Source organism: Phenylobacterium deserti (genome assembly GCF_003254705.1).
GTDB classification, from domain to species: Bacteria; Pseudomonadota; Alphaproteobacteria; order Caulobacterales; family Caulobacteraceae; genus Phenylobacterium; species Phenylobacterium deserti.
Window position 1 is genome coordinate 405838 of sequence record NZ_QFYR01000002.1, and the last position, 21731, is coordinate 427568.

General features: G+C 66.6%; 16 protein-coding genes. 9 read left to right on the plus strand and 7 right to left on the minus strand.

The window, feature by feature from the left end:
• The first annotated feature begins 42 nt into the window (after positions 1 to 42).
• On the plus strand, positions 43 to 597 hold the full coding sequence (locus DJ018_RS11605; protein WP_205853756.1) for a DUF1003 domain-containing protein: 555 nt from the start codon (positions 43 to 45) through the stop codon (positions 595 to 597).
• A 25-nt stretch (positions 598 to 622) separates the two neighbouring features.
• On the opposite strand, the gene DJ018_RS11610 is transcribed toward DJ018_RS11605, so the two are convergent.
• Together DJ018_RS11610 and DJ018_RS11615 are read right to left on the minus strand one after the other, a co-directional pair.
• Positions 623 to 1369, minus strand: a complete 747-nt coding sequence (locus DJ018_RS11610) for a metallophosphoesterase family protein (protein WP_111515108.1) — start codon at positions 1367 to 1369, stop codon at positions 623 to 625.
• A complete protein-coding gene (locus DJ018_RS11615) occupies positions 1353 to 2132 on the minus strand; it encodes a nucleotidyltransferase family protein (protein WP_111515109.1) in 780 nt (259 codons plus the stop codon). Before DJ018_RS11615 ends, DJ018_RS11610 begins: the two co-directional genes overlap by 17 nt.
• Positions 2133 to 2510: 378 nt before the next feature.
• Here DJ018_RS11615 and DJ018_RS11620 point away from each other — a divergent pair, with 378 nt between their 5' ends.
• Positions 2511 to 8375, plus strand: coding sequence for a HAMP domain-containing protein (locus tag DJ018_RS11620; RefSeq protein WP_205853758.1), 5865 nt, complete (start codon positions 2511 to 2513; stop codon positions 8373 to 8375).
• A 1-nt stretch (position 8376) separates the two neighbouring features.
• Complete coding sequence (locus tag DJ018_RS11625) at positions 8377 to 10476, plus strand: response regulator (protein WP_111515110.1); 2100 nt, start codon at positions 8377 to 8379, stop codon at positions 10474 to 10476.
• Positions 10477 to 10479: 3 nt separating this feature from the next.
• Here DJ018_RS11625 and DJ018_RS11630 read toward each other — a convergent pair whose 3' ends face one another.
• From DJ018_RS11630 to DJ018_RS11645, 4 genes are all read right to left on the minus strand, one after another.
• Positions 10480 to 10755: a hypothetical protein gene (locus DJ018_RS11630; protein ID WP_111515111.1), complete on the minus strand. Its 276-nt coding sequence runs from the start codon at positions 10753 to 10755 to the stop codon at positions 10480 to 10482.
• Positions 10756 to 10795: 40 nt separating this feature from the next.
• Positions 10796 to 11872 carry an aldose 1-epimerase gene (locus tag DJ018_RS11635; RefSeq protein ID WP_111515112.1) on the minus strand — a complete coding sequence of 359 codons (1077 nt, stop codon included), beginning with the start codon at positions 11870 to 11872 and terminating at the stop codon, positions 10796 to 10798.
• An 8-nt stretch (positions 11873 to 11880) separates the two neighbouring features.
• Positions 11881 to 13161, minus strand: coding sequence for a family 1 glycosylhydrolase (locus DJ018_RS11640; protein WP_111515113.1), 1281 nt, complete (start codon positions 13159 to 13161; stop codon positions 11881 to 11883).
• 131 nt (positions 13162 to 13292) lie between these two features.
• Complete coding sequence (locus tag DJ018_RS11645) at positions 13293 to 13532, minus strand: hypothetical protein (RefSeq protein WP_111515114.1); 240 nt, start codon at positions 13530 to 13532, stop codon at positions 13293 to 13295.
• Between the two features lie 168 nt (positions 13533 to 13700).
• Here DJ018_RS11645 and DJ018_RS11650 point away from each other — a divergent pair, with 168 nt between their 5' ends.
• The 5 genes from DJ018_RS11650 to DJ018_RS11670 all read left to right on the plus strand — a co-directional run bounded on the left by DJ018_RS11650 (position 13701) and on the right by DJ018_RS11670 (position 18141).
• Complete coding sequence (locus tag DJ018_RS11650; RefSeq protein ID WP_165842900.1) at positions 13701 to 14534, plus strand: SMP-30/gluconolactonase/LRE family protein; 834 nt, start codon at positions 13701 to 13703, stop codon at positions 14532 to 14534.
• A gap of 76 nt (positions 14535 to 14610) precedes the next feature.
• Positions 14611 to 16335 carry an IlvD/Edd family dehydratase gene (locus tag DJ018_RS11655; protein ID WP_111515116.1) on the plus strand — a complete coding sequence of 575 codons (1725 nt, stop codon included), beginning with the start codon at positions 14611 to 14613 and terminating at the stop codon, positions 16333 to 16335.
• Positions 16335 to 17255 carry a 2-dehydro-3-deoxygalactonokinase gene (locus DJ018_RS11660; protein ID WP_111515117.1) on the plus strand — a complete coding sequence of 307 codons (921 nt, stop codon included), beginning with the start codon at positions 16335 to 16337 and terminating at the stop codon, positions 17253 to 17255. The genes DJ018_RS11655 and DJ018_RS11660 overlap by 1 nt, the downstream gene beginning before the upstream one ends.
• A complete protein-coding gene (locus DJ018_RS11665) occupies positions 17252 to 17875 on the plus strand; it encodes a 2-dehydro-3-deoxy-6-phosphogalactonate aldolase (RefSeq protein ID WP_111515118.1) in 624 nt (207 codons plus the stop codon). Before DJ018_RS11660 ends, DJ018_RS11665 begins: the two co-directional genes overlap by 4 nt.
• Before the next feature lie 47 nt (positions 17876 to 17922).
• Positions 17923 to 18141, plus strand: a complete 219-nt coding sequence (locus DJ018_RS11670; protein ID WP_111515119.1) for a hypothetical protein — start codon at positions 17923 to 17925, stop codon at positions 18139 to 18141.
• A 3-nt stretch (positions 18142 to 18144) separates the two neighbouring features.
• On the opposite strand, the gene DJ018_RS11675 is transcribed toward DJ018_RS11670, so the two are convergent.
• Entirely contained in the window at positions 18145 to 20403 is a 2259-nt protein-coding gene (locus DJ018_RS11675) for a family 1 glycosylhydrolase (protein WP_111515120.1), read from the minus strand.
• A 116-nt stretch (positions 20404 to 20519) separates the two neighbouring features.
• Between DJ018_RS11675 and galE the strand changes: the two genes are divergently transcribed.
• On the plus strand, positions 20520 to 21572 hold the full coding sequence (galE, locus tag DJ018_RS11680; RefSeq protein WP_111515306.1) for a UDP-glucose 4-epimerase GalE: 1053 nt from the start codon (positions 20520 to 20522) through the stop codon (positions 21570 to 21572).
• Positions 21573 to 21731 lie beyond the last annotated feature (159 nt).

A 21731-nucleotide genomic window follows, 5' to 3' on the forward strand; every position in this document is an offset into this window, starting at 1 on the left:
GCGCGGAGGGAACGGCGGCGGGGGCTGGGAATTCGTCTGGCGATGACGAGCCAGCCAGATCGACCGAGGGTCACCTATCCTGCCCAGACCGGGGCGCCGCCGGGAGACATGGCGGCGGTGCTTCGCCGCAACATCGAGGCGATGCGCGATCAAAGGAAGCGGGAGGAGGCGGAAGCCACTCGGGGAGAGCGCCTTGCCGCGCGGATCACCGACTTCACCGGCTCCCTGAACTTCGTCTACCTGCATCTGCTGCTGGTGGGCTTCTGGGTCGCCGCCAACCTGGGCGTCATCCCTGGCGTGCCCCGCTTTGACCGGACCTTTGTGATCCTGGCCACCATCGCCTCGGTGGAGGCGATCTTCCTGTCCACATTCGTGCTGATCTCGCAGAACCGGATCGCGGCGCTTTCTGAGAAGCGCGCCGATCTCGACCTGCAGATCAACCTCCTGGCCGAGTACGAGATCACCCAACTGGTGAAACTAACCACCTCGATCGCCGAGCGGCTCGACGTCGAGGCGGCTCAGGACCGCGAACTTGAGGAAATCTCTCAAGAGGTCGCCCCTGAAGCCGTGCTCAACGAGCTCGACTCCAAGAAGTGACGATCGGGCGCGACGCGCTCGCCGCTCAGACGTCGAAGACTGCGAACTCGACGCCGACGTCGCGGTTCAGCACCGGGCGCGCCACGTTGTAGACCGGCACGCCGCGAGGGGTCCGCCCCTGGTAGGCGCCCTTGTGGGCGTGGCCGTGCAGCACGCACTTCACCCCATCGAAACGGTCGATGGTCTCGCCCATCCGCGCGGACCCAAGGAAGGGGAAGATCTCCGGCGGCTCGCCTTCCACCGTGTCCTGCACCGGTGCGTAGTGCAGGAGCACCACGTTGCGGTCGCTTCGCAGCATGCGCATGGAGCTTTCCAGCTTCAGGTTCTCGTCGACGGAGGCCTGGACGAAGCTCTTGATCTCCGGCTCGCCGAACGCGCTCAGCATGTAGCGCCCGAAGCCGCCGATGAAGCCCTTGCAGCCAGCGAAGCCCACGCCGCCGATCTCGTGCGCTTCGCCGTCGAGCATGGTGACGCCGGCCTGGCGCAGGATGCGCGAGACTTCCTGCGGCTGGCCACATTCGTAATCGTGGTTGCCGAGCACGCCGACCATTGGGATCGTGCAGGCCTGCAGGTCCTCGGCCAGGATTTCCACCTCGGGCGTCTTGCCGAAGTTGGTAAGGTCGCCGCAGAGGGCGAGCACATCGGCTTCCTGGCTGATGCGCGAGAACAGCTCCCGGTAGGGATGCACATGGTTCTCGCCGACGTGAAGGTCTCCGATGGCTGCCAGGCGGAGCGTCCCGCCGGTCGGTTGCACGTCAGGCGATAGGCTCATGCCGTTCCTCCAGGCCCTTGCCGACGACGTCGGCGAAGCCCCACTCGGTGATGTCGGTGACATAGTCGCGCGGAGAGAACAGGCGGCCGCGGCACACCCTCACTCGCGCGGGCGGCAGGCCGACCTGGGCGTGCAGGCGGCTTGTCAGCTCGTCCATGACCCAGCGCGGAATGACGTCGCGCTCGGTTGGGTAGATGAAGCGGAAATTGATGAGGTGGCTGAGCAGCACCTCCCAATAGGGCTCGGTGTACCGCATCAGGTGCGGCCAATCGATCTTGTCGTGGGCCCGCAGAATGACGTGCGCGACGTCCGCGCCGTCGAAGCGATACCGGTCCTGGATGAAGAGCTTCGAGAGGATCAGCTCCGTCGGAGGCGTGATCTTCGCCTTCGAGCCATAGACCTCGATCTCGCCGTTCTCGTGGAACCACTCCTCCGTGATGGGGGCGGTGCCGTTCGACATGGCGAAGATCACGTCGAAGAAGTGGTTGTCCTGCCAGACCTTGGCGATCCAGCGCTCGTCCTCGACGTCGGTGCGGTAGCCACGCTCCTGGAAGAAGGCCAGGATCTTCGGGTAGTCGCCCGCCTTGCAGAAGACGTCGAGGTCCTTGGTGGGACGCGAGATCCCCGTGTAGGCCGTCACCGCATAGGTGCCGGACAGCAGGAACGGAATCCCGGATTCCGACAGCAGCTTCAGACTTTCGGCGTAAAAGGCCTCAGCCTCGGGCGGCGGCTCGAAGGCTGAGGCGTCATAGGCTTGGGACATCGGGCGAGGTTGCTCTTCCAGGTGCGGCGCCCGGTTGGCGCTCCGTCGGAAACGGGAGGCCCTGTCCCCGGTTCCGGCAACGCTGTTCGTTGGGTGCGACAAGTCGGCCTCGACCTGCGCCATACACATTTGTTTACGCTACCATTTTGCAGGGCTAGATTAGCTTATCCGGCGCACGATTCAGGGCAGCATAGGGCGACCTGAAACGGCCGGCGGACGTCACGAAAAATTATTTGCAGCCAAGCTGGAACCCAAGGATCGGGTTCTCGGTTGTGCCTAAAGGGCGGGGGTGTGTCTTGGTTTCTGCGGACGACCGAGTTGGTCGCGCGGACTCCGATTCATGGCCCCCGAGACCGCACCATGTCCTCCGGGGGAACCATGCCTGCATCCGCCGCCGCCTCTACGAAGGCCGCCAAATCGAAGACCTCGAGCCGCGCCAGCAAGCCTGACGTGTCGCTGGAAACGGCCGAACTGCTGGCCGCGCTGCGCGCGTTCCGGCGCGGCGACTTCTCGGTCCGTCTTTCGCGCGGGCTGACGGGCATCGGCGGCGAGATCGCGGAAGCGTTCAACGACGTCGTCGAGCTGAACGACCGGATGACCAAGGAATTTGAGCGGCTGGGCGAGACCGTCGGCCGTCAGGGCAAGATCAACCACCGGGCTCGCCTGCCGTCGGCGCAGGGCTCCTGGGCGGCCTCGGTCGATGCGGTGAACACCCTTATCGCCGACATGGTGCACCCCACCGCCGAAATGGCCCGCGTGATCGGCGCCGTGGCCAAGGGCGACCTGTCGCAGACCATGGACCTCGAGAACGAGGAGCGCCCGCTGCGGGGCGAATTCCTCCGCATCGGCAAGGTCGTGAACACCATGGTGGGCCAGCTGGGCTCGTTCGCCTCGGAAGTGACCCGCGTGGCGCGGGAAGTGGGTACGGAAGGCAAGCTCGGCGGTCAGGCCCAGGTGAAGGGCGTCGCCGGCACCTGGAAGGACCTGACCGACAACGTGAACCTGATGGCCGCCAACCTGACCGGTCAGGTGCGGAACATCGCCGACGTGACCACCGCCGTGGCCAACGGGGACTTGTCCAAGAAGATCACCGTGGACGTGAAGGGCGAGGTGCTCGAGCTGAAGAACACCATCAACACCATGGTGGACCAGCTGAACTCCTTCGCCTCGGAAGTGACGCGGGTGGCGCGTGAAGTGGGTACGGAAGGCAAGCTCGGCGGTCAGGCCCAGGTGAAGGGCGTCGCCGGCACCTGGAAGGACCTGACCGACAACGTGAACCTGATGGCCGCCAACCTGACTGGCCAGGTTCGTAACATCGCCGAAGTGACCACCGCCGTGGCGCGCGGCGACTTGTCCAAGAAGATCACCGTGGACGTGCGCGGTGAAATTCTCGAGCTGAAGAACACCATCAACACCATGGTGGACCAGCTGAACTCCTTCGCCTCGGAAGTGACGCGCGTGGCGCGGGAAGTGGGTACGGAGGGCAAGCTCGGCGGTCAGGCCCGAGTGGAAGGCGTGACGGGCGCCTGGAAGGACCTCACCGACAACGTGAACTTCATGGCCGCCAACCTGACGGGTCAGGTGCGGAACATCGCCGAAGTGACCACCGCCGTGGCCAACGGCGACTTGTCCAAGAAGATCACCGTGGACGTGAAGGGGGAAATCCTCGAGCTGAAGAACACCATCAACACCATGGTGGACCAGCTGAACGCCTTCGCGAGCGAAGTGACCCGGGTGGCCCGGGAAGTGGGTACGGAAGGCAAGCTGGGCGGTCAGGCGAACGTTAAGGGCGTCGCCGGCACCTGGAAGGACCTCACCGACAACGTGAACCTCATGGCCGCCAACCTGACGGGTCAGGTGCGGAACATCGCCGAGGTGACCACCGCGGTGGCCATGGGCGACTTGTCCAAGAAGATCACCGTGGACGTGCGCGGCGAAATCCTCGAGCTGAAGAACACCATCAACACCATGGTGGACCAGCTGAACGCGTTCTCGTCGGAAGTGACGCGCGTGGCGCGTGAAGTGGGTACGGAAGGCAAGCTCGGCGGTCAGGCCCAGGTGAAGGGCGTCGCCGGCACCTGGAAGGACCTGACCGACAACGTGAACCTCATGGCCGCCAACCTGACCGGCCAGGTGCGGAACATCGCCGAGGTGACCACCGCCGTGGCCAACGGCGACTTGTCCAAGAAGATCACCGTGGACGTGAAGGGGGAAATCCTCGAGCTGAAGAACACCATCAACACCATGGTGGACCAGCTGAACTCCTTCGCCTCGGAAGTGACCCGGGTGGCCCGGGAAGTGGGTACGGAAGGCAAGCTCGGCGGTCAGGCGCAGGTGAAGGGCGTCGCCGGCACCTGGAAGGACCTCACCGACAACGTGAACTTCATGGCCGCCAACCTGACCGGCCAGGTGCGGAACATCGCCGAAGTGACCACCGCCGTGGCCATGGGCGACTTGTCCAAGAAGATCACCGTGGACGTGCGCGGTGAAATCCTCGAGCTGAAGAACACCATCAACACCATGGTGGACCAGCTGAACGCCTTCGCCTCGGAAGTGACGCGCGTGGCGCGGGAAGTGGGTACGGAAGGCAAGCTGGGCGGTCAGGCCCAGGTGAAGGGCGTCGCCGGCACCTGGAAGGACCTCACCGACAACGTGAACCTGATGGCCGCCAACCTGACCGGTCAGGTGCGGAACATCGCCGACGTGACCACCGCCGTGGCCAAGGGCGACTTGTCCAAGAAGATCACCGTGGACGTGCGCGGTGAAATCCTCGAGCTGAAGAACACCATCAACACCATGGTGGACCAGCTGAACTCCTTCGCCTCGGAAGTGACCCGGGTGGCGCGTGAAGTGGGTACGGAAGGCAAGCTGGGCGGTCAGGCGCAGGTGCCTGGCGTGGCCGGCACCTGGAAGGACCTCACCGACAACGTGAACATGATGGCCGCGAACCTCACCGGTCAGGTGCGGAACATCGCCGACGTCGTGACCGCGGTGGCCAAGGGCGACCTGAAGCGGAAGCTGACCCTGGACGCCAAGGGCGAAATCGCCGCGCTCGCCGACACCATCAACGGCATGATTGAGACCCTGGCCACCTTCGCTGACCAGGTGACCAACGTGGCCCGTGAAGTGGGTATCGAAGGCAAGCTCGGCGGTCAGGCCCGGGTGCCGGGGGCCGCTGGCCTGTGGCGCGACCTGACCGACAACGTGAACGCCATGGCCGCCAACCTGACCACCCAGGTGCGCGCCATCGCCGAAGTGTCCACCGCCGTGACCAAGGGCGACCTGACGCGGTCCATCACCGTGGAAGCGTCGGGAGAGGTGGAAGAGCTGAAGAACAACATCAACGAGATGATCCGGAACCTGAAGGATCAGACGTTGAAGAACACCGAGCAGGACTGGCTGAAGACCAACCTGGCCCGGTTCACCCGGATGCTGCAGGGCGAACGCGACCTGTCGACCGTGTCGAACCTGGTGCTCTCGGAACTGGCGCCGCTGATCAACGCCCAGCACGCCGTGTTCTATGTCTCGGATCGTGACGAAGACAGCCAGACGGTCCTGAACCTGGCAGCGTCCTACGCCTTCAACAACCGCAAGCACCTGGCCAGCCAGTTCAAGCTGCGGGAAGGCTTGATCGGCCAGTGCGCGTACGAGAAGTCGCGCATCCTGCTGACCAATGTGCCGAAGGACTACGTCCAGATCTCCTCCGGTCTCGGCGAGGCGTCTCCGGCCAACATCATCGTGCTGCCGGCGCTGTTCGAAGGCGAGGTGAAGGCGGTCATCGAACTGGCCACGTTCGGCGAGTTCAACGAGACCCAGCAGCAGTTCCTCGACCAGCTGATGGAATCCATCGGCATCGTGCTCAACACCATCGCCGCCAACATGCGGACGGAAGGCCTGTTGAAGCAGTCGCAGCTGCTGACCTCCGAACTGCAGGCCCAGCAGGAAGAGCTGAAGAAGACGAACGACCGGCTGGAACAGCAGGCCGCCAGCTTGCGTCAGTCGGAAGAGCTGCTCCGCGCCAAGCAGGAGGAGCTGCAGCAGACCAACGCCGAGCTCCAGGAGAAGGCGCACCTGCTGTCGATCCAGAACCAGCAGGTGGAAGCCAAGAACCGGGAAGTGGAACAGGCCAAGCTCGCCCTCGAAGAGAAGGCCGAGCAGCTGGCGCTGACCTCGAAGTACAAGTCCGAGTTCCTGGCGAACATGTCGCACGAGCTGCGCACGCCGCTGAACAGCCTGCTGATCCTGTCCAAGCTGCTGGCGGACAACGCCCAGGGCAACCTGACGGACAAGCAGGTCGAGTTCGCCCGCAACATCCACGACGCGGGCACCGACCTCCTGGGTCTCATCAACGACATCCTCGACCTGTCGAAGATCGAGTCCGGGACGGTCACCCTGGATATCGGCGAGATGTCCTTCGCGTCCCTGCGCGACCACGTCGATCGGACGTTCTCGCAGATCGCCGCGGACAAGAAGCTGGACTTCCAGGTCGAGCTGGATCCGGCGCTGCCGCGCTCGATGTACACCGACGACAAGCGGCTGCAGCAGATCATCAAGAACCTGCTGTCGAACGCCTTCAAGTTCACCGAGAAGGGCAGCGTGAAGCTGAAGGTCGCGCGGGTGCACGCCGGGTGGAACACCACCAACGACCACCTCAACACGGCGGGCCAGGTGCTGGCGCTGTCGGTCGAGGACACCGGCATCGGCATCCCCGAGGACAAGCAGCGGATCATCTTCGAGGCCTTCCAGCAGGCCGACGGCACCACCAGCCGCAAGTACGGCGGCACGGGCCTGGGTCTGTCGATCAGCCGCGAAATCACCCGCCTGCTCGGCGGCGAGCTGAAGGTGACCTCGATCCCGGGCAAGGGCTCGACCTTCACCCTGTTCCTGCCGCTGAACTTCAGCCCGGCCCAGGCGCCGACCAGCAGCCGCGCGCCGGCGATGCCGTCGCTGCCGCGTCCGATGCTGATGCCGTCGGCCTTCTCGGACGAGCCGGTGGAAGCAGTGGCGGACGATCGCGACACCATCCGGTCCGGCGACAGCGTCGTGCTGATCGTCGAGGACGACCCGCGGTTCGCCTCCATCCTGCTGAGCCTGGTTCACGAAAGCGGGTTCAAGGGCGTGGTGACAGGGGAGGGCGCGGCTGCGCCGTCGCTGGCCCGCCGCTTCGGCCCCGACGCGATCATGCTCGACATCGGCCTGCCGGACATGGACGGCCTGGCCCTGCTCGACCTGCTGAAGCGCACGCCCGAGACGCGGCACATCCCCGTGCACGTCATTTCGGCGGACGACCAGAAGGGGCTCGGCTTGTCGATCGGCGCCTTCGGCTTCACCCACAAGCCGGTGGAGCGCGAGGTGGTGGTCTCGACCCTGCAAGGCGTGAAGAGCTTTGTGGCCAAGGTCGAGCGCAAGATCGTCCTGGTCGGCAACGAAGGCGAGGCGGCGGACACCCTGCGCCAGTGCTTCACACAAGTCGAACTCGTGTCGGATCTCGCGGAGGTGCTCTCCCGGTCCAACGCCGAGCGGCCAGACGGCATCATGATCGAAGCCGCCGCCCAGCCGATCGGTGAAACTGTCGAGCTGCTCAAGCAGAGCGACGGCCGAATGGTGCCGGTGGTGGTCTACGCGCCCGAGGAGATGGACGGGGACGATGATCGCCGCCTGCGCCTGGCTATCTTCGGCGGCCTGGTCCGCATGGCCCGCACGCCGGACCAGCTGGTCGACCAGATGAGCCTGCTGCTGCACGAGCCGATGGAACGCCTGTCTGCCCCGGCCAAGGCCAAGCTGAACCAGAGCAAGCACGAGGACACCGTCCTCGCCGGCCGCAAGGTGGTGGTGATCGACGACGATATCCGCAATATCTTCTCGCTCGCCTCGGCGCTCGAGGAGTATGGAATCGAGCTCGCCTATGCTGAAAGCGGTCGGGCGGGTCTCGAGGTGCTCGACGCCAAGCCGGATGTGGACGTTGTTCTGGTGGACATCATGATGCCCGACATGGACGGCTACGAGACCATTCGCGAGATCCGTTCTCGCCCGGGTCTCACGGAGCTGCCGATCGTCGCCGTCACGGCCAAGGCCATGAAAGGCGACCGTCAGAAATGCATCCAGGCCGGCGCGTCGGACTATGTTTCCAAGCCGGTGGACATCGACCATCTCGTGTCCGTGCTGCGGGTCTCGATCCAACGTGCGGACGCGATGAAGCTGGCCAGCGACACGGTCGTCTCCTTGTTGCCGCAAGCGAGCTGACGTGACCCGAGCTCAAAGCGCCAGTGCGTCCACCTGGACGCCGTCGCAGACGGCGGAGCCCGCGACTTCGGCTCCGCCAGATCTGTCGACGCCGATCACGGCCCGCATCCTGATCGTCGATGACGATGAGCGGAATGCGTTCGCCGCGGTGCAGGCGCTGGAAGAGCTCGGCCATGAACTGGTGGTGGCGCGCTCGGGCGAGGAGGCGCTGCGGCGCCTACTCGTCGAAGAGTTCGCCGTCATCCTGCTCGACCTCCACATGCCCGGGATGGACGGGTACGAGACGGCGGCGCTGATCCGGACGCGCAAGCGGACGGCTCGCACCCCGATCGTCTTTGTCACGGCCATCTTCCGGGACGAGGCTCACGTCTTCCAGGCCTATTCGGCCGGGGCCGTGGACGTGGTGTTCAAGCCGGTGGACCCGTTCATCCTGAAGTCCAAGGTGAGCGTCCTCGTGGACCTCTACCTGAAGACCGAAGAGGTGAAGCGGCAGTCGGCCTACCAACAGTGGCTGCTGGACGAGCATGCTCGGGTGAAGGCCGAAAAGGCGCTGACCGAGCGGGCGTTGCGGCGGACGGAGGCGCGGCAGGAGGCGATCCTCCAGTCGCTGCCGATCGTCTTCACGTCGCGAAGCCTGGAGCCGCCGTTCGCGCCTCAGTTCGTGTCCGAAGCCATCGAGGAGATCACCGGATTTCCGGCGCATCGCTTCGTGGACGAGGCCGAGTTCGGCGTCGGCCGCATCCACCCGGACGACATCGACGCGGTGATCGACGCCTTCGCGGGCGCTGCGGAGACCGGCCGCTACTCGTGCGAGTTCCGCTGGCTGTGCGCCGACGGGCAGTACAGGGTTCTGCAGGACCAGGGCGTGCTGGCGCCCAGCATGGACGGGGAGCCGCGCGAGATCTTCGGCGTGATCCTCGACGCCACCGATCGCCGTATGCTCGAGGAGCAGCTGACCCACGCCCGCAAGATGGAGGCGGTGGGGCAGCTGACGGGCGGTGTAGCCCACGATTTCAACAACTTGCTGACTGTGGTGCTGGGCAACGTCGACATGCTCGCCCGCAAGCAAGAGGAAGAGGCCCGCAGAGCCCGTCGCATCGACGCCATCCGCCAGGCGGCCGAGCGCGGCCGCGACCTGACACGCCAACTGCTGGCCTTCTCGCGCCGGCAGCACCTGAGCCCGGTCACCCTGGATGTGAACGCCCTGATCCGCGACTTCGCGCCGCTTGTGCGTCAGGCGGTGGGCGAGGCGGTGACGGTCGAACTGCTGCTGGCGGACGAGCCCTGCTGCGCCCACGTCGATCCCACGCAGCTTGAGACGGCGCTGCTCAACCTGGCGGTCAACGCGCGCGACGCGATGCCGGAAGGCGGGCTGCTGTCGATCCAGACCGCGCGTGAAGCGGGTGACAAGGGCGAGCAGGTCGTGATCGCCGTCTCGGACACCGGCGTCGGCATGTCGCCCGATGTGCGCGAGCGCGTCTTCGAGCCGTTCTTCACGACCAAGGAAGTGGGTAAGGGCTCGGGCTTGGGCCTCAGCCAAGTTTACGGCTTCGTCCGGCAGTCCGAGGGCGAGGTCCGCCTGGAAAGCGCGCCGAACCATGGCACCAGCTTCCAACTGCGCCTGCCGGCCTCGGACGCGCCGGCCGAGGACGTCCGCCCGGAAGCGCGCCAGAAGACCATCGAGGGCGGCTCAGAGCGGATCCTGGTCGTGGAAGACGACGCGACCGTGCTGTCCCTGACGGTCGATATGCTCGGCGCCCTTGGCTACCAGGTGACCACCGCCACCAACGCCGCCGAGGCGCTGGACGTGCTCAACTCGGCTGCGGAGATCGACCTGCTGTTCACCGACGTGGTGATGCCGGGCGGCGTGAGCGGCGTGAGCCTGGCCCGCACGGCGCGGGAGTTGCGTCCCGGACTGCAGATCCTGCTCACCTCGGGTTTCGTGGGCGAGGGCGCGGTGATCGAGAACGCCGAGTTCCCGCTGCTCGACAAGCCGTACGAGACGGCGCTGCTGGCGGCCAAGCTGCGCAAGCTGCTGGATGGCGAAGGCGGCAAGAAGCGCCGCTCCGGCCGCGGCTCGTCGGTGGCGGCGGCCGAATAGGGGTCAGCGCTCGCTCTCGCGAGCGAGGGCGCGCAGTGCGGCCGCCAGGCGGCGCGCCCGTCCACGGTCCATGTCCGGCGATTGCGCGCCGCGAGTCAGAGCGACAGCCATGGCCTCAAGCTGTGCGGGACGGCCTTCCGGCGCGAAGGCTTGGGCGAGCAAGTTCGCTTCGCTGATCAGTTCAGCTCGGAGCTCAGCCGGGCAGGCTTGAAGCAGCGCTTCGTCGAAATCGACAATCTCTGCGTCTTCCTGAACTTGCGGTCGTACAGACCCGCTCATGGAGGCCTCCGGTTTGGCCTCCACAACTGTCAGGTGAGAGTCAGGTTCCTAAGGCAAAGGCTTCCAGCCGAGCCTCGTAGGTGACTGACCCGCCGGGCGCCACGCGCGTCATCCCCGTCTGCGTTCCTTGCGGATAAAGCGGGCTGTAGGGATCGGCCAGGTTGAACTGCGGCTCCACCACGACGAACGCCTTGTCGGTCGGCGCATAGACTTGGATGGCATGCACCTCGGGCGAGGGGGAGGTGGCCCGGAAGCCGACGCCGGCGGCCGGATCGAGCACCTCGACCACAGCTTCACCGCCGGTGCGCTCCAGTTCGGTGAAGCAGTCGTCCAGATAAAGGTCGGCCAACGCGGCGCCTTGAGGGGCATTGAAGTCGTAGGGGCTGCCGACCGTGTCCAGCAAGCGGCCGGTGGGCAGCACTTCGTCGTAGTCGTTCACCTCCGCCCGCTTGGCGGCGGGGAGCCTCAGGCGAGCCTGGCGGCGGTCCTGGCTGGGAAGATTGAGGTAAGGGTGCCAGCCGATGCCCATGGGCAGGACTTCGTCCCCCCGGTTGTGCGCGTCGATCCGCAGGCTGAGGACGCCGCCGGCCAGCCGCCACTCGAACTCAAGCTCGGTCTCCGAGGGCCAGCGCCCGCCGAAGCTGCCCGCCTGCAGACGTCCACGGACTACGTCCTCACTGGGCTGCTCGAAGGGGATCTGAGCGTCGAGGATCAGCCCGTGCATCGAATACTGGGCCGCGCCGGGAGCCTTGCCGCCCCAGTTGCGCAGCAGGCGAACCGTGCGGCCATCGACTTCGGCTTCCGTCTCGCGCGAGCCTTCGAGGTTCCGGCCGGTGATCCGGTTGGCGTAGGGCACGAGGATCGCGCCGCCGAAGGTGAAGGCCTTGTTGCCCGCGAAGTCGTCGGGTCCGCCGTCGAGCTGGCCAGGCGCCTCCGCCAGGGGCGGCGCATGAATCAGCTCGAACAGTTCGCCCGAGGGCAGGCGCACCTTGGCCTGCAGCAGCATCATGCCTCGGCCAGGAAGGACCACAGCTTCCAGGATGGCTGGCCCTTCGGCCGGCGCGTCGCTGGCGCGAAGAGTGACGGCGGGCATGCCGCCGATCAGGAGCTCGGCCATGGGCCTCCTCAGTTGCCGGTGGCGAGCTCCACGGCCCGCAGGCGTCGCGCGTCGGCTCTTTGCCGCTCGGCGGATCGCTCCTCGTACTCCGAGGGCAGCACGATGGGAACACTGAGGCAGACGCTTTGGGTGGGCAGCACCTCGCCCCAATCGGCGATCAGCTGCTTGTACGACTTGCCGACCGGGCGGATATCCCGGTTCAGGTCATAGAGCCCCACCGGGTGCACCCGGCCGTTGTTTTCCCGCAAGCCCGTGTCCCAGTCGATCTGGTCGGTGAGGGAGTACCAGGTGAAGCCGACCGTCGGCACGCCGTCGTTGCGCACGCGCAGGACGTTGGCCCACTCCTTCCAGAGCCAGTTCACCGCCTCGTCCCCGTTGGGCCCTTCGGCGATGTTGGTCTCGGTGTGCATCACCGGCAGTCGGTAGCGGCTGTAGTACTGCCGGGTGATCTCCGAGTAGCCGAAGATCTCGCCAGAAGCCGCCGTGCGGCCGTCGGCGGCCACCCGGTGCTCGTTGGTCCAGTAGTAGTCGTTGCCCAGGATGCAGTGGTGGTGCAGCGAGTTGCCCAGGAAGAAGTGGTACTCGTCCCGGGTCATGCCGTTGTCCATCAGGTACTCGTACATCTCCGAGTCGACCCGATGGCCGTAGTTCAGGTCCAGCGACAGGAAGCGCTTGGAGTTCTCGATCTCCGCCGGCTTGATGGCCGCGGGGTTCTCGGCGTGGAAGTACTCCGAGGACTCGCTCTGGATGAAGATCGCGTCAGCGCGGACCTTCAGAATCTCCTGCATGGCGCGCACGTTCGCTTTGACGATGTGCTTGAGCGCCGTGACGAAGGTCTTGTCCGTCGTGCCCTGCTCGTTCCACCAGCCGTACTTGGCCGAGAACTGGGCGCAGATGAACATCTCGTTGACCGGGGTGTAGAGCTGCACCCAGGGGAAACGCCGGGCGAAGGCCGCCGCGTACCTGGCGAACACCTCCGGGAAGTCCGGGTTCTGGAAGTCGCCCAGCCAGTCGGGCACGCCGAAGTGGCACAGGTCGACGATCGGCACGATGTCTCGCCGCTTCAGCTCAGCGAAGGTGACGTCGGCGAACTCCCAGTCGTACTTGTCTGCGGACAGCAGGCTGGTGTGCAGCGGCGGGCCGTAGCGCAGGAAGCGCAGGCCCATCTCTTCCAGCAGGTCGAAGTCCTTACGCCAATGGCGATAGTGGCCGCAGGACTCCATCTGGTCCACGCGGACGCGGCCATTCTTGATCTTGGGGATGCTGTTTTCGATCCCCGTAGCGAACATGAAAGCGGAGATAGCGCGTCCTCCAAGCTGATCGCGCGCAAAAGCGCCCCTTGTCCGCTAGAACTCGGGGCGCGCAGCTTGGTTCACGAGTTTTCCGTCGGCGGACCGACGGAGGGGAGGGAATCGAGGTCTTATTCCGCCGCGGCGGCGAGCGGCTGGCCGTTGATCTTGCGGCAGCGCGACAAGATCGCCAGGTGATCGGCGCCGGTGGTCACGTTGCGGACCCAAGCCTTATCGGCGTGAACGGCGAGAACCTCGAAGTGCGGAAACAGGTTGGGACCCGTGCGGACGAGGTCGCCCGCGTGGATCTCTTCTTCGTACCCGCGGTCGTGGTTGATCGAGAAGACGTCAGAGTAACTGGACAGCGACATTGTTGGGATCCCCTCCCGGATTCGTCGATGAACATAGTAGACCCCGGAGTCTGAATGGAACCTAAGCGCCGGAGTCAGGATGTCGCAGGGCGGGCAGAACAGTGTTCGCCGCACCGATACACGATTCGAGGGAGTTAAGAGGTGTCGAGGTCGCCGGAGCCGCGGGTCGTGGCGCAACTATCTGACAGGCTTGGAGAAGGCCCACTTTGGGTTTCGTCGGAACGCCGGCTTTGGTGGTTCGACATCAAGGGGCGGAGGCTATCGTGGCATGAGCCCTCCACCGGTTCTCAGGGCTCGTTCGACCTTCCGGTGCGCGCAAGCGCCGCAGTCGTCCGTCAAGGCGGCGGCCTTGTGCTGGCGACGGAACGTGGCCTGGCCGCGTTCGACACCCGGTCAGGGGCCTTCGAGTTGGTGCAGCCGCACGCCTTCGAACCCGGGTTCCGCACCAACGACGGCAAGATCGGTCCTGACGGGGCCTTCTGGTGGAGCATCATGGACGACGAGGGCGGGACCCGCCCGGGCGCCGTCTTCCGCACGACGCCCGAGTGGCGGACGGAGCGCGTCATCGAGGGCGTTCACATCGCCAACGCGACGGCTTGGACACCGAACGGCGAGCGGATGTTCCTGGCCGACTCCAAGCACGGCGTGATCTTCGCCCACGACATGGCCGACCTGTCGCGCCGCACGACCTTTGTCGCGGCCGAGAACGGCTCGCCCGACGGCGCGGCCATGGACGAGGAGGGTTTCCTGTGGACCGCTCACTGGGGCGGTTGGCGGGTCGTCCGCTATGCGCCGGACGGCTCAGTGGATCGCGTCGTACCCGTGCCCGTGGAGCAGCCGACCAGCTGCGCGTTCGGAGGCGAGGATCTCTGCACCCTGTTCGTCACCAGCGCCTGGGACGAGCTGACGCCTGAGGCCCGCCAAGCTCAGCCCTTGGCCGGCGCGCTGTTCGCTTTCGAACCGGGCGTTCGGGGCGATCCTCTGCCGACGTTCGCCGGGTGACGGGCGACCTCTGAACCAGCCGGGTCGTCGCGGGTTAGGGTTGCCAGCATCGTCGAACATTCAGGGTAGGACGCGCATGGCCGACAAACCTCTGCGCAGCGCCAAGAGCTACGGCAAGCTCGACCGCGACGGCTTCATCCATCGCAGCTGGATCAAGGGCACGGGACTGCCGGACCATGTGTTCGACGGGCGGCCGATCATCGGGATCTGCAACACCTGGTCGGAGCTGGTGACGTGCCAATTCCACCTGCGCGATCTGGCTGAGTACGTGAAGCGAGGGGTGTGGGAAGCCGGCGGCGTGCCGATCGAATTTCCCGCCATGTCGCTGCCGGAAACCCAGATGCGGCCCACCGCCATGCTGTTCCGCAACCTCCTCGCCATGGAGGTCGAAGAGAGCATCCGCGCCAACCCCATCGACGGGGTCGTGCTGCTGGGCGGCTGCGACAAGACCACGCCCGGCCAGCTGATGGGGGCGGCCAGCGTCGATCTGCCGACCATGGTGGTCTCTTCCGGCCCGATGCTGAACGGCAAGTTTCAGGGTAAGGACATCGGGTCGGGCACCGACGTGTGGCGCTTCTCCGAGCAGGTGCGCGCCGGCGAAATGAGCCTCAAGGATTTCCTGAGCGCCGAAGCCGGGATGAGCCGCAGCCACGGCACCTGCAACACCATGGGCACGGCCTCGACCATCGCCAGCCTGATCGAGGCGCTGGGCGTCAGCCTGCCCAACAACGCCGCCCTGCCGGGCGTCGACTCACGCCGCAAAACGCTCGCGCATCTGACCGGGATGCGGATCGTCGAGCTGGTGAAGCAGGATGTCCGGCTGTCGCAGATCCTCACGCGGGAAGCGTTCGAGAACGCCATCCTGATGCACGCCGCCATCGGCGGATCCACGAACGCAGTGGTTCACCTGATCGCCTTGGCGGGGCGGGTGGGGCTGGAGCTGACGCTCGACGACTTCGATCGGATCGGCCGCGAGGCGCCGCTGCTCGTAAACCTGATGCCGTCGGGCAAGTACCTGATGGAGGACTTCTGCTACGCCGGCGGGGTGCCCGCCGTCATGAACGTGCTGGGCGAGCGCCTGCGGCGCGACGTCATGACGGTGTCTGGCCATACCCAGGGCGAGATCGCGGACGCGGCGCAGGTGTGGAACAGCGAGGTGATCGGCACGCCGGAGGCGCCGATCGGGCCGTCCTCGGGCGTGTGGGTGCTGCGCGGCAACCTCGCCCCGCGAGGCGCCATCATCAAGCCGAGCGCCGCGACGCCGGAACTGCTGACGCACAAAGGGCGAGCGGTGGTGTTCGAGAACATCGAGGACTACCACGCGCGCATCGACGATCCGGATCTGGAGGTCGACGAGACCTCCATCCTGGTGCTGAAGGGCTGCGGGCCCAAAGGCTATCCAGGCATGCCCGAGGTGGGGAACATGGCCTTGCCGCCCAAGCTGCTGCACAAGGGCGTGCGCGACATGGTCCGCATCTCCGACGCGCGCATGAGCGGAACCGCCTATGGCACGGTGATCCTGCACGTGGCGCCAGAGGCCGAGGCAGGCGGGCCGCTGGCCCTGGTGCGCAACGGCGACGAGATCGTGGTGGATGGTCCCAACCGGTCGCTGGAGCTGCTGGTGGATGACGCCGAGCTGCAGCGGCGGCGCGAAGACTGGGAAGCGACGCGCGAGCCCAGTAAGTTCACGCGCGGCTGGTACAAGCTTTATATCGACACCGTGCTGCAGGCCGATCAGGGGGCGGACCTCGAGTTCCTGGTCGGCAAGTCGAGTTCGGAAGTGACGCGGGAGTCCCATTGATGGCGGAAGCCGAGCTGCTGGCCTGCGACTGGGGCACCACCAACCTCCGCGCCTGGACCCTGGATGGGGAAGGCCGGGTGGTGGAAAGCGGCGAGTTCCGCGGCTTGGGGGTGTCGAACCTCAAACCGGGTGAGGCGGCCGAGCGCTTTCGGAACGAGGTGCAGCCGCATCTGAGGGCGCAGGGACTGCCTGCGGTGCTGTGCGGCATGGTCGGATCTAACCTCGGCTGGACCATCGCGCCCTACGTGGACTGCGCGGCGGGTCTGGAAGATCTCGCAAAGCAGCTCGTACCGGTGGAGGCCGACGCGCCCTGGGCGCGGATCGTGCCGGGGATGCGCAGCACTGGCCTGACCGGCTCCAGCGACGTGATGCGCGGCGAGGAGACCCAGCTTTTCGGCTGGCTGGCGCGCCACCCAGAGCGGGCGCGCGGCCGCCAGGTGGTCTGCCACCCGGGCACGCACGCCAAGTGGATGGTGGTCGAGGACGGCAAGCTCGCCCAGTTCGTGACCGCCATGACCGGCGAGCTCTTCGCCGTGCTGAGCAAGCACAGCGTCTTAAAAGGCGAGGGGCGCGCAGACGATGCGGCGGCCTTCCTTGAAGGTGTCGCCGCGGCCGGTGAGGGCGACGGACTCGCGGCGCGGCTGTTCACCGCCAGAGCCCGGGTGGTCGGCGGCGGCAAGCCCGTCGAGAGCACGCCAAGCTATCTCTCGGGGCTGCTGATCGGGGCTGAGGTGGCGGCCATGCCACGACTGCTTGGCCTACGGCCGGGCGAGCCGCTCGTGCTGCTAGGCGATGAGATGCTCTGCAGCCACTACAGCCGAGCGCTGGAGGCGCGTGGCGTGGCTTCCGAGACCTTTGACGGCGAAGAGGCTGCGGTGGCCGGCCTGTTCGCGCTTTACCAGATGGGAGCCGGCCAATGACCCTCGACGATGCTCTTGCCGAATGCCCGGTGGTGGCGATCGTTCGCGGCGTCCGGCCGGACGAGATCCTCGATCACGCCCAGGCTCTCTATGATGCGGGCGTGCGTGGCGTGGAAGTGCCTCTCAACTCACCGGATCCAATCGACAGCATCCGCAAACTGGGGGAGGCGTTCGGCGACCGGATGGCGTTCGGGGCGGGCACTGTGCTGACCGCGGAACGGGTCGATGCGGTGGCGCAGGTCGGCGGGCGCATCATCGTCTCGCCGAACACCTCCTGCGACGTGATCCGCCGGGCGGTGGAGTTGAAGCTCGATCCGGCGCCTGGTTTCGCCACCGCCACGGAAGCCTTCATGGCGCTGGAGGCCGGCGCGCGGCACCTGAAGCTGTTTCCTGCCGTGACCTATGGGCCGGCGCATCTCAAGCAGCTCAAGGCCGTGCTGCCCGGCCAGGCGGTGGTCTGGGCCGTGGGCGGGGTCGGGCCCGACACCATGGCGGACTGGTGGGCGGTGGGCGCCCGTGCGTTCGGTCTGGGCGGGGAGATCTACCGCGCCGGCCAGACGGTGGCTGAGACCACCGAGAAGGCGGCGCGGGTCGTCGCTGCGGCGCGCGAACTGCGCTGAACGAAAGGCGAGGCTAGGGGTTTTGGTCCCGAACGGAGGGACACCCCATGCGCCAGCTTGCCAAGTTTTCGATCTCGGTCCGCGAAGAGGACTTCGTCCTGCACCTGGAGGACGACTCCGGTGAGAAGATGGACTTCGCCGCCTCTCCCGAACAGCTCGACGCGGTGATCGACGCCCTGGACGAACTGCTGTCCGAGAACGAGGAAGACCTGTTCGAGGTCGACGCCGAAGACGACGGCGAGACCTATCAGAAGCCGTTGGGCTGACGCCTAGCTGACCCGGGCGCCGGAGCCGACCTGACGGTCCTCCGGCGTTCCACCATCCGCCATCGCTTCGGCTTCGCCCGCGAACTCCGCCTCGGCCATGACGGCGGCGTAGCGGGCGATGGCGTTTTGAAGTGGCGGCAGGAGCTGTCCGCGCTCGGTGCCCAGAGGTGTATGCCCCGGGCGCGCGGCAGGCAGGCCGAGGGTGGCGCCCGGCACGCCCCGCACTAGGGCGGGGTTCAGGCCCAGAGCTGTTGCAATCTGGCGGCCGAACTCGGCCCACGAGACGGCGCCGGCATTGGCCAGGTGGCGCACCCCGGTCTCCCCGTCGAAAAGGAGGTCCAGCGTGGCGTCCACCAGGTCCGGGACATAGGTGGGCGAGACCACCTGATCGTCAGCCGCGACCACTTCAGTGTCCGCAGCCAGGCTGCGCGCCACGTGAGCGGCGAAGTTGTAGGGGTCGTAGGGCGAGAAGAACGCCGCCGTCCGGATCATCAGCGGCTTGCCGGCCAAAGCCAGGATCTCGCTCTCAGCCACGGCCTTGCTGCGCCCGTAGACGTTCAGCGGAGCGGCGGCATCGCTTTCCACATAGGCTTCGCCTTTAGCGCCGTCGAACACGAGGTCGCTGGAGAAGCCGACCATCGGCAGGTCGCGATCACGGCAGAGCCGAGCCAGGGCGACCGCGCCGGCGGCGTTCGCCTGCATGCAGCCCTCGACCTCGGTCTCGGCGTCATCGACCCGCACCCAGCCGGCGGCGTTGATCACCGCCCAGGGCTCGAGCTCGTCCAGCAGGCGGCTCATGGCGGCTTCGTCATTGAGGGGCAGTTCGGCTCGGCTGGTCAGCCGGTAGTCGATCCCGCGCCACTCGCAGGCGCGCGCCAAAGCCTTGCCGAGGGTGCCGGTCGCGCCGGCGATCAGCAGCGGCCGGGTCGGAGAGGCGGGCGTCCGCACCTCCGCGCGCGGCTCCGGCGTCTCCACGGTGCGGAACACAGGGCGGAATTCCATGCGGATGTCTCGCTTCCACCAGCCTGGCCCCAGGGTGCCCGGGTGGGCCTCGCCCTGACCCGTGCCGAGCCGCTTCAGCTCGGCCGCGATTGCGGTCGGCCGCGGTGTCCCGGTGCGAACGTCGAAGGCGCCGGTCTCGTAATGGCCCACATGGCGGGTCAGCAGGCTGTTCCAGTCGTAGGTCCCGAGCAGGGCCCAGGCGGTGACAGCCACCACCTCCGCGCCGCGGCCGCGCAGACGCTCGGCGGTCTCCCACGCCTCGCGCACCCAACGCACCTGTTCCTCGCGGGTACAGCCGTTGTGGCTTTCGGTGATGGCGAGCGGGATCTGGTAGCGATCCCACGCCTCCTGGAGCACACCCTCGACGCCCGCGGGCGCGGGCAGACAGACACGGATCGCCTCCACGTCGGCGAAGGCCATGAACTCGTTGCCGCCCACGCGCTCCGGCGGATAGGCGTCCGTGCGATGATCCAGGAACCGCTCGCTGGTGAGATAGTGGTTCACGCCGATGACATCCGGCGGGCAGGGATCGTCAGCGATGGCGCGCAGGCGGTCGGCGAACCCGAAGTCGCTCAGCCGGGCCCAGAGGGGGTGCTCGCGGGTGACCTTTCCGCACAGCAGGTCCCAGGTCATCCAGCGGCGGATGTTGTCGAACTCGGCCTGATGGGCCACGGCCCGGGTCGAGTAGGTGCGGCCGAGGTCCTCAGTCTGAATGAGCTGGGCGCCCGCGTTGACCTGGCGGATCTCGCGCATGGCCAGACGGGTGCCGTCGATTTCGTTCAGCAGCGCCGCCCAGAAGACGTGCTCGTCCGACAGGTGCGGATACCAGTGCCCATAAAGGGCGGAGAAGCGGGCGGTGGTGAGCGGCTCGTTCACCGGCGTCCACTCCTCGACCCAGCCGTAACGCTCCGCAACGGCGCGGGCGTAGCGGCTGAAGGCGAGAGGGAAGTCCTGGTCGACGAGGCTGGTGTAGCGGGGGCCGCTGCCGTGGTGAAGCAACCCGGCGACGGGTCGCATGCCGAGATCGCGGATGCGCGTCAGACGCTCGTCGGTCCAGCGCCAGTCGAAGCTGTCGGGCCGCTCGGGCGCAATGCGCTCCCAGAGCACGGGGTAGCGCAGGGCCTTCAGCCCCAGGTCAGCGAACAGCTCGAGATCTGAGATGCGATGCTGGTGACCCGACCGGATGGTTTGATCGTGGTACGCGCCGCCAACGCGGTTCACGGTGCACTCGTGACCGCCCCAAAGCTCGAGTTTGCGCATCTAGCGTGGCTTTCCCCGTCACAACTGCATGTTCTAAGCCATGCCCGGGTTGTTTCGTTCCCTGGTTGAGCCTTCCCGGCTTGGAACCGAGGCGCGTGAAAGGGATTATGGCGGTCATGGATCGGGGTTCTAAGTACGCCGTGCTTGTCACGGGCGGGGCCGGCTACATCGGCGCACATACGGCCAAGGCTCTTCACGAGCTCGGCTATTTCCCAGTCGTCTACGACAGCCTCAGCTCAGGGTTCCGCGAAGCGGTCCGCTGGGGCGCGTTCGTGCATGGCGACATCCGGGACAGCCGCGCCCTGGGCGAGGCCATGGAAACCCACGGCGTCAAGGCGGTGATCCACTTCGCCGGCTTGATCGAGGTGGGTCGGTCCACCGTGAAGCCGGACCTGTTCTGGGAGCACAACGTCTCCGGGACGGTGTCGCTGCTGTCCACCATGCGTGAGAAGGGTGTGAACCGCCTGGTCTTCTCGTCGAGCGCGGCGGTGTACGGGCAGGGTGGTCGTGGCCCGCTGGAGAGCATCCCGGAGAGCGCGCCAAAGGCGCCGGCCAGCCCTTACGGCGACACCAAGCTTGCTTGCGAGTGGCTGATCGACGCCCAGTGCCGGGCTTACGGCTTGACCGCCGTGGCGCTGCGATACTTCAACGCCGCCGGTGCGGATCCCTCCGGTCAGATCGGCGAGGCGCATGAGCCGGAGAGCCATCTGATCCCGCTGGCGATCGCCGCGGCCCTTGGCGACGGCAAGCCGCTCACGGTGTTCGGCAACGACTTCGACACGCCGGACGGCACCTGCCTGCGCGACTACATCCACGTGAACGACCTCGCCGCCGCGCACGTGGCGGCCATCGAGGCCGACCTGCCGGCGGGCGCCTTCGAAGCGGTCAACGTCGGGACCGGCAAGGGCGCTTCCGTGCTGGAGGTGGTGGAGGCCGTGGGTCGCGCCGTCGGCCGTCCCGTGCCGCACAGTATCGGCGCGCGCAGAGCGGGCGATCCCCCGAGCCTGGTTGCCGATCCGAGCCGCGCGCAGGCGCTGTTGGGCTGGAAGGCGACGCGCTCGTCGCTGGACCAGATCGTCACGGACGCCCTGCGCTGGGAGCGCAGCCCCGCCTACGGCTCTGGCGTGCGTGGACCGGCCGGTCAGCGCCGCGCCAAAGTTCTTGCCTGAGCTCCGTAAGGTGTTGGGGCATGTTCCTTCAGAAGGCCGGGGAAACCCGGCCTTTTTCATGCGCGCTGCGGAGGTTCTCGTAGGGTCAAGCCTCTGGAACCTTTGTGGAAGATGAGAGTTCACAAAGCGGGCTTCGTGTGTCTGCAAACAACAAAAGGA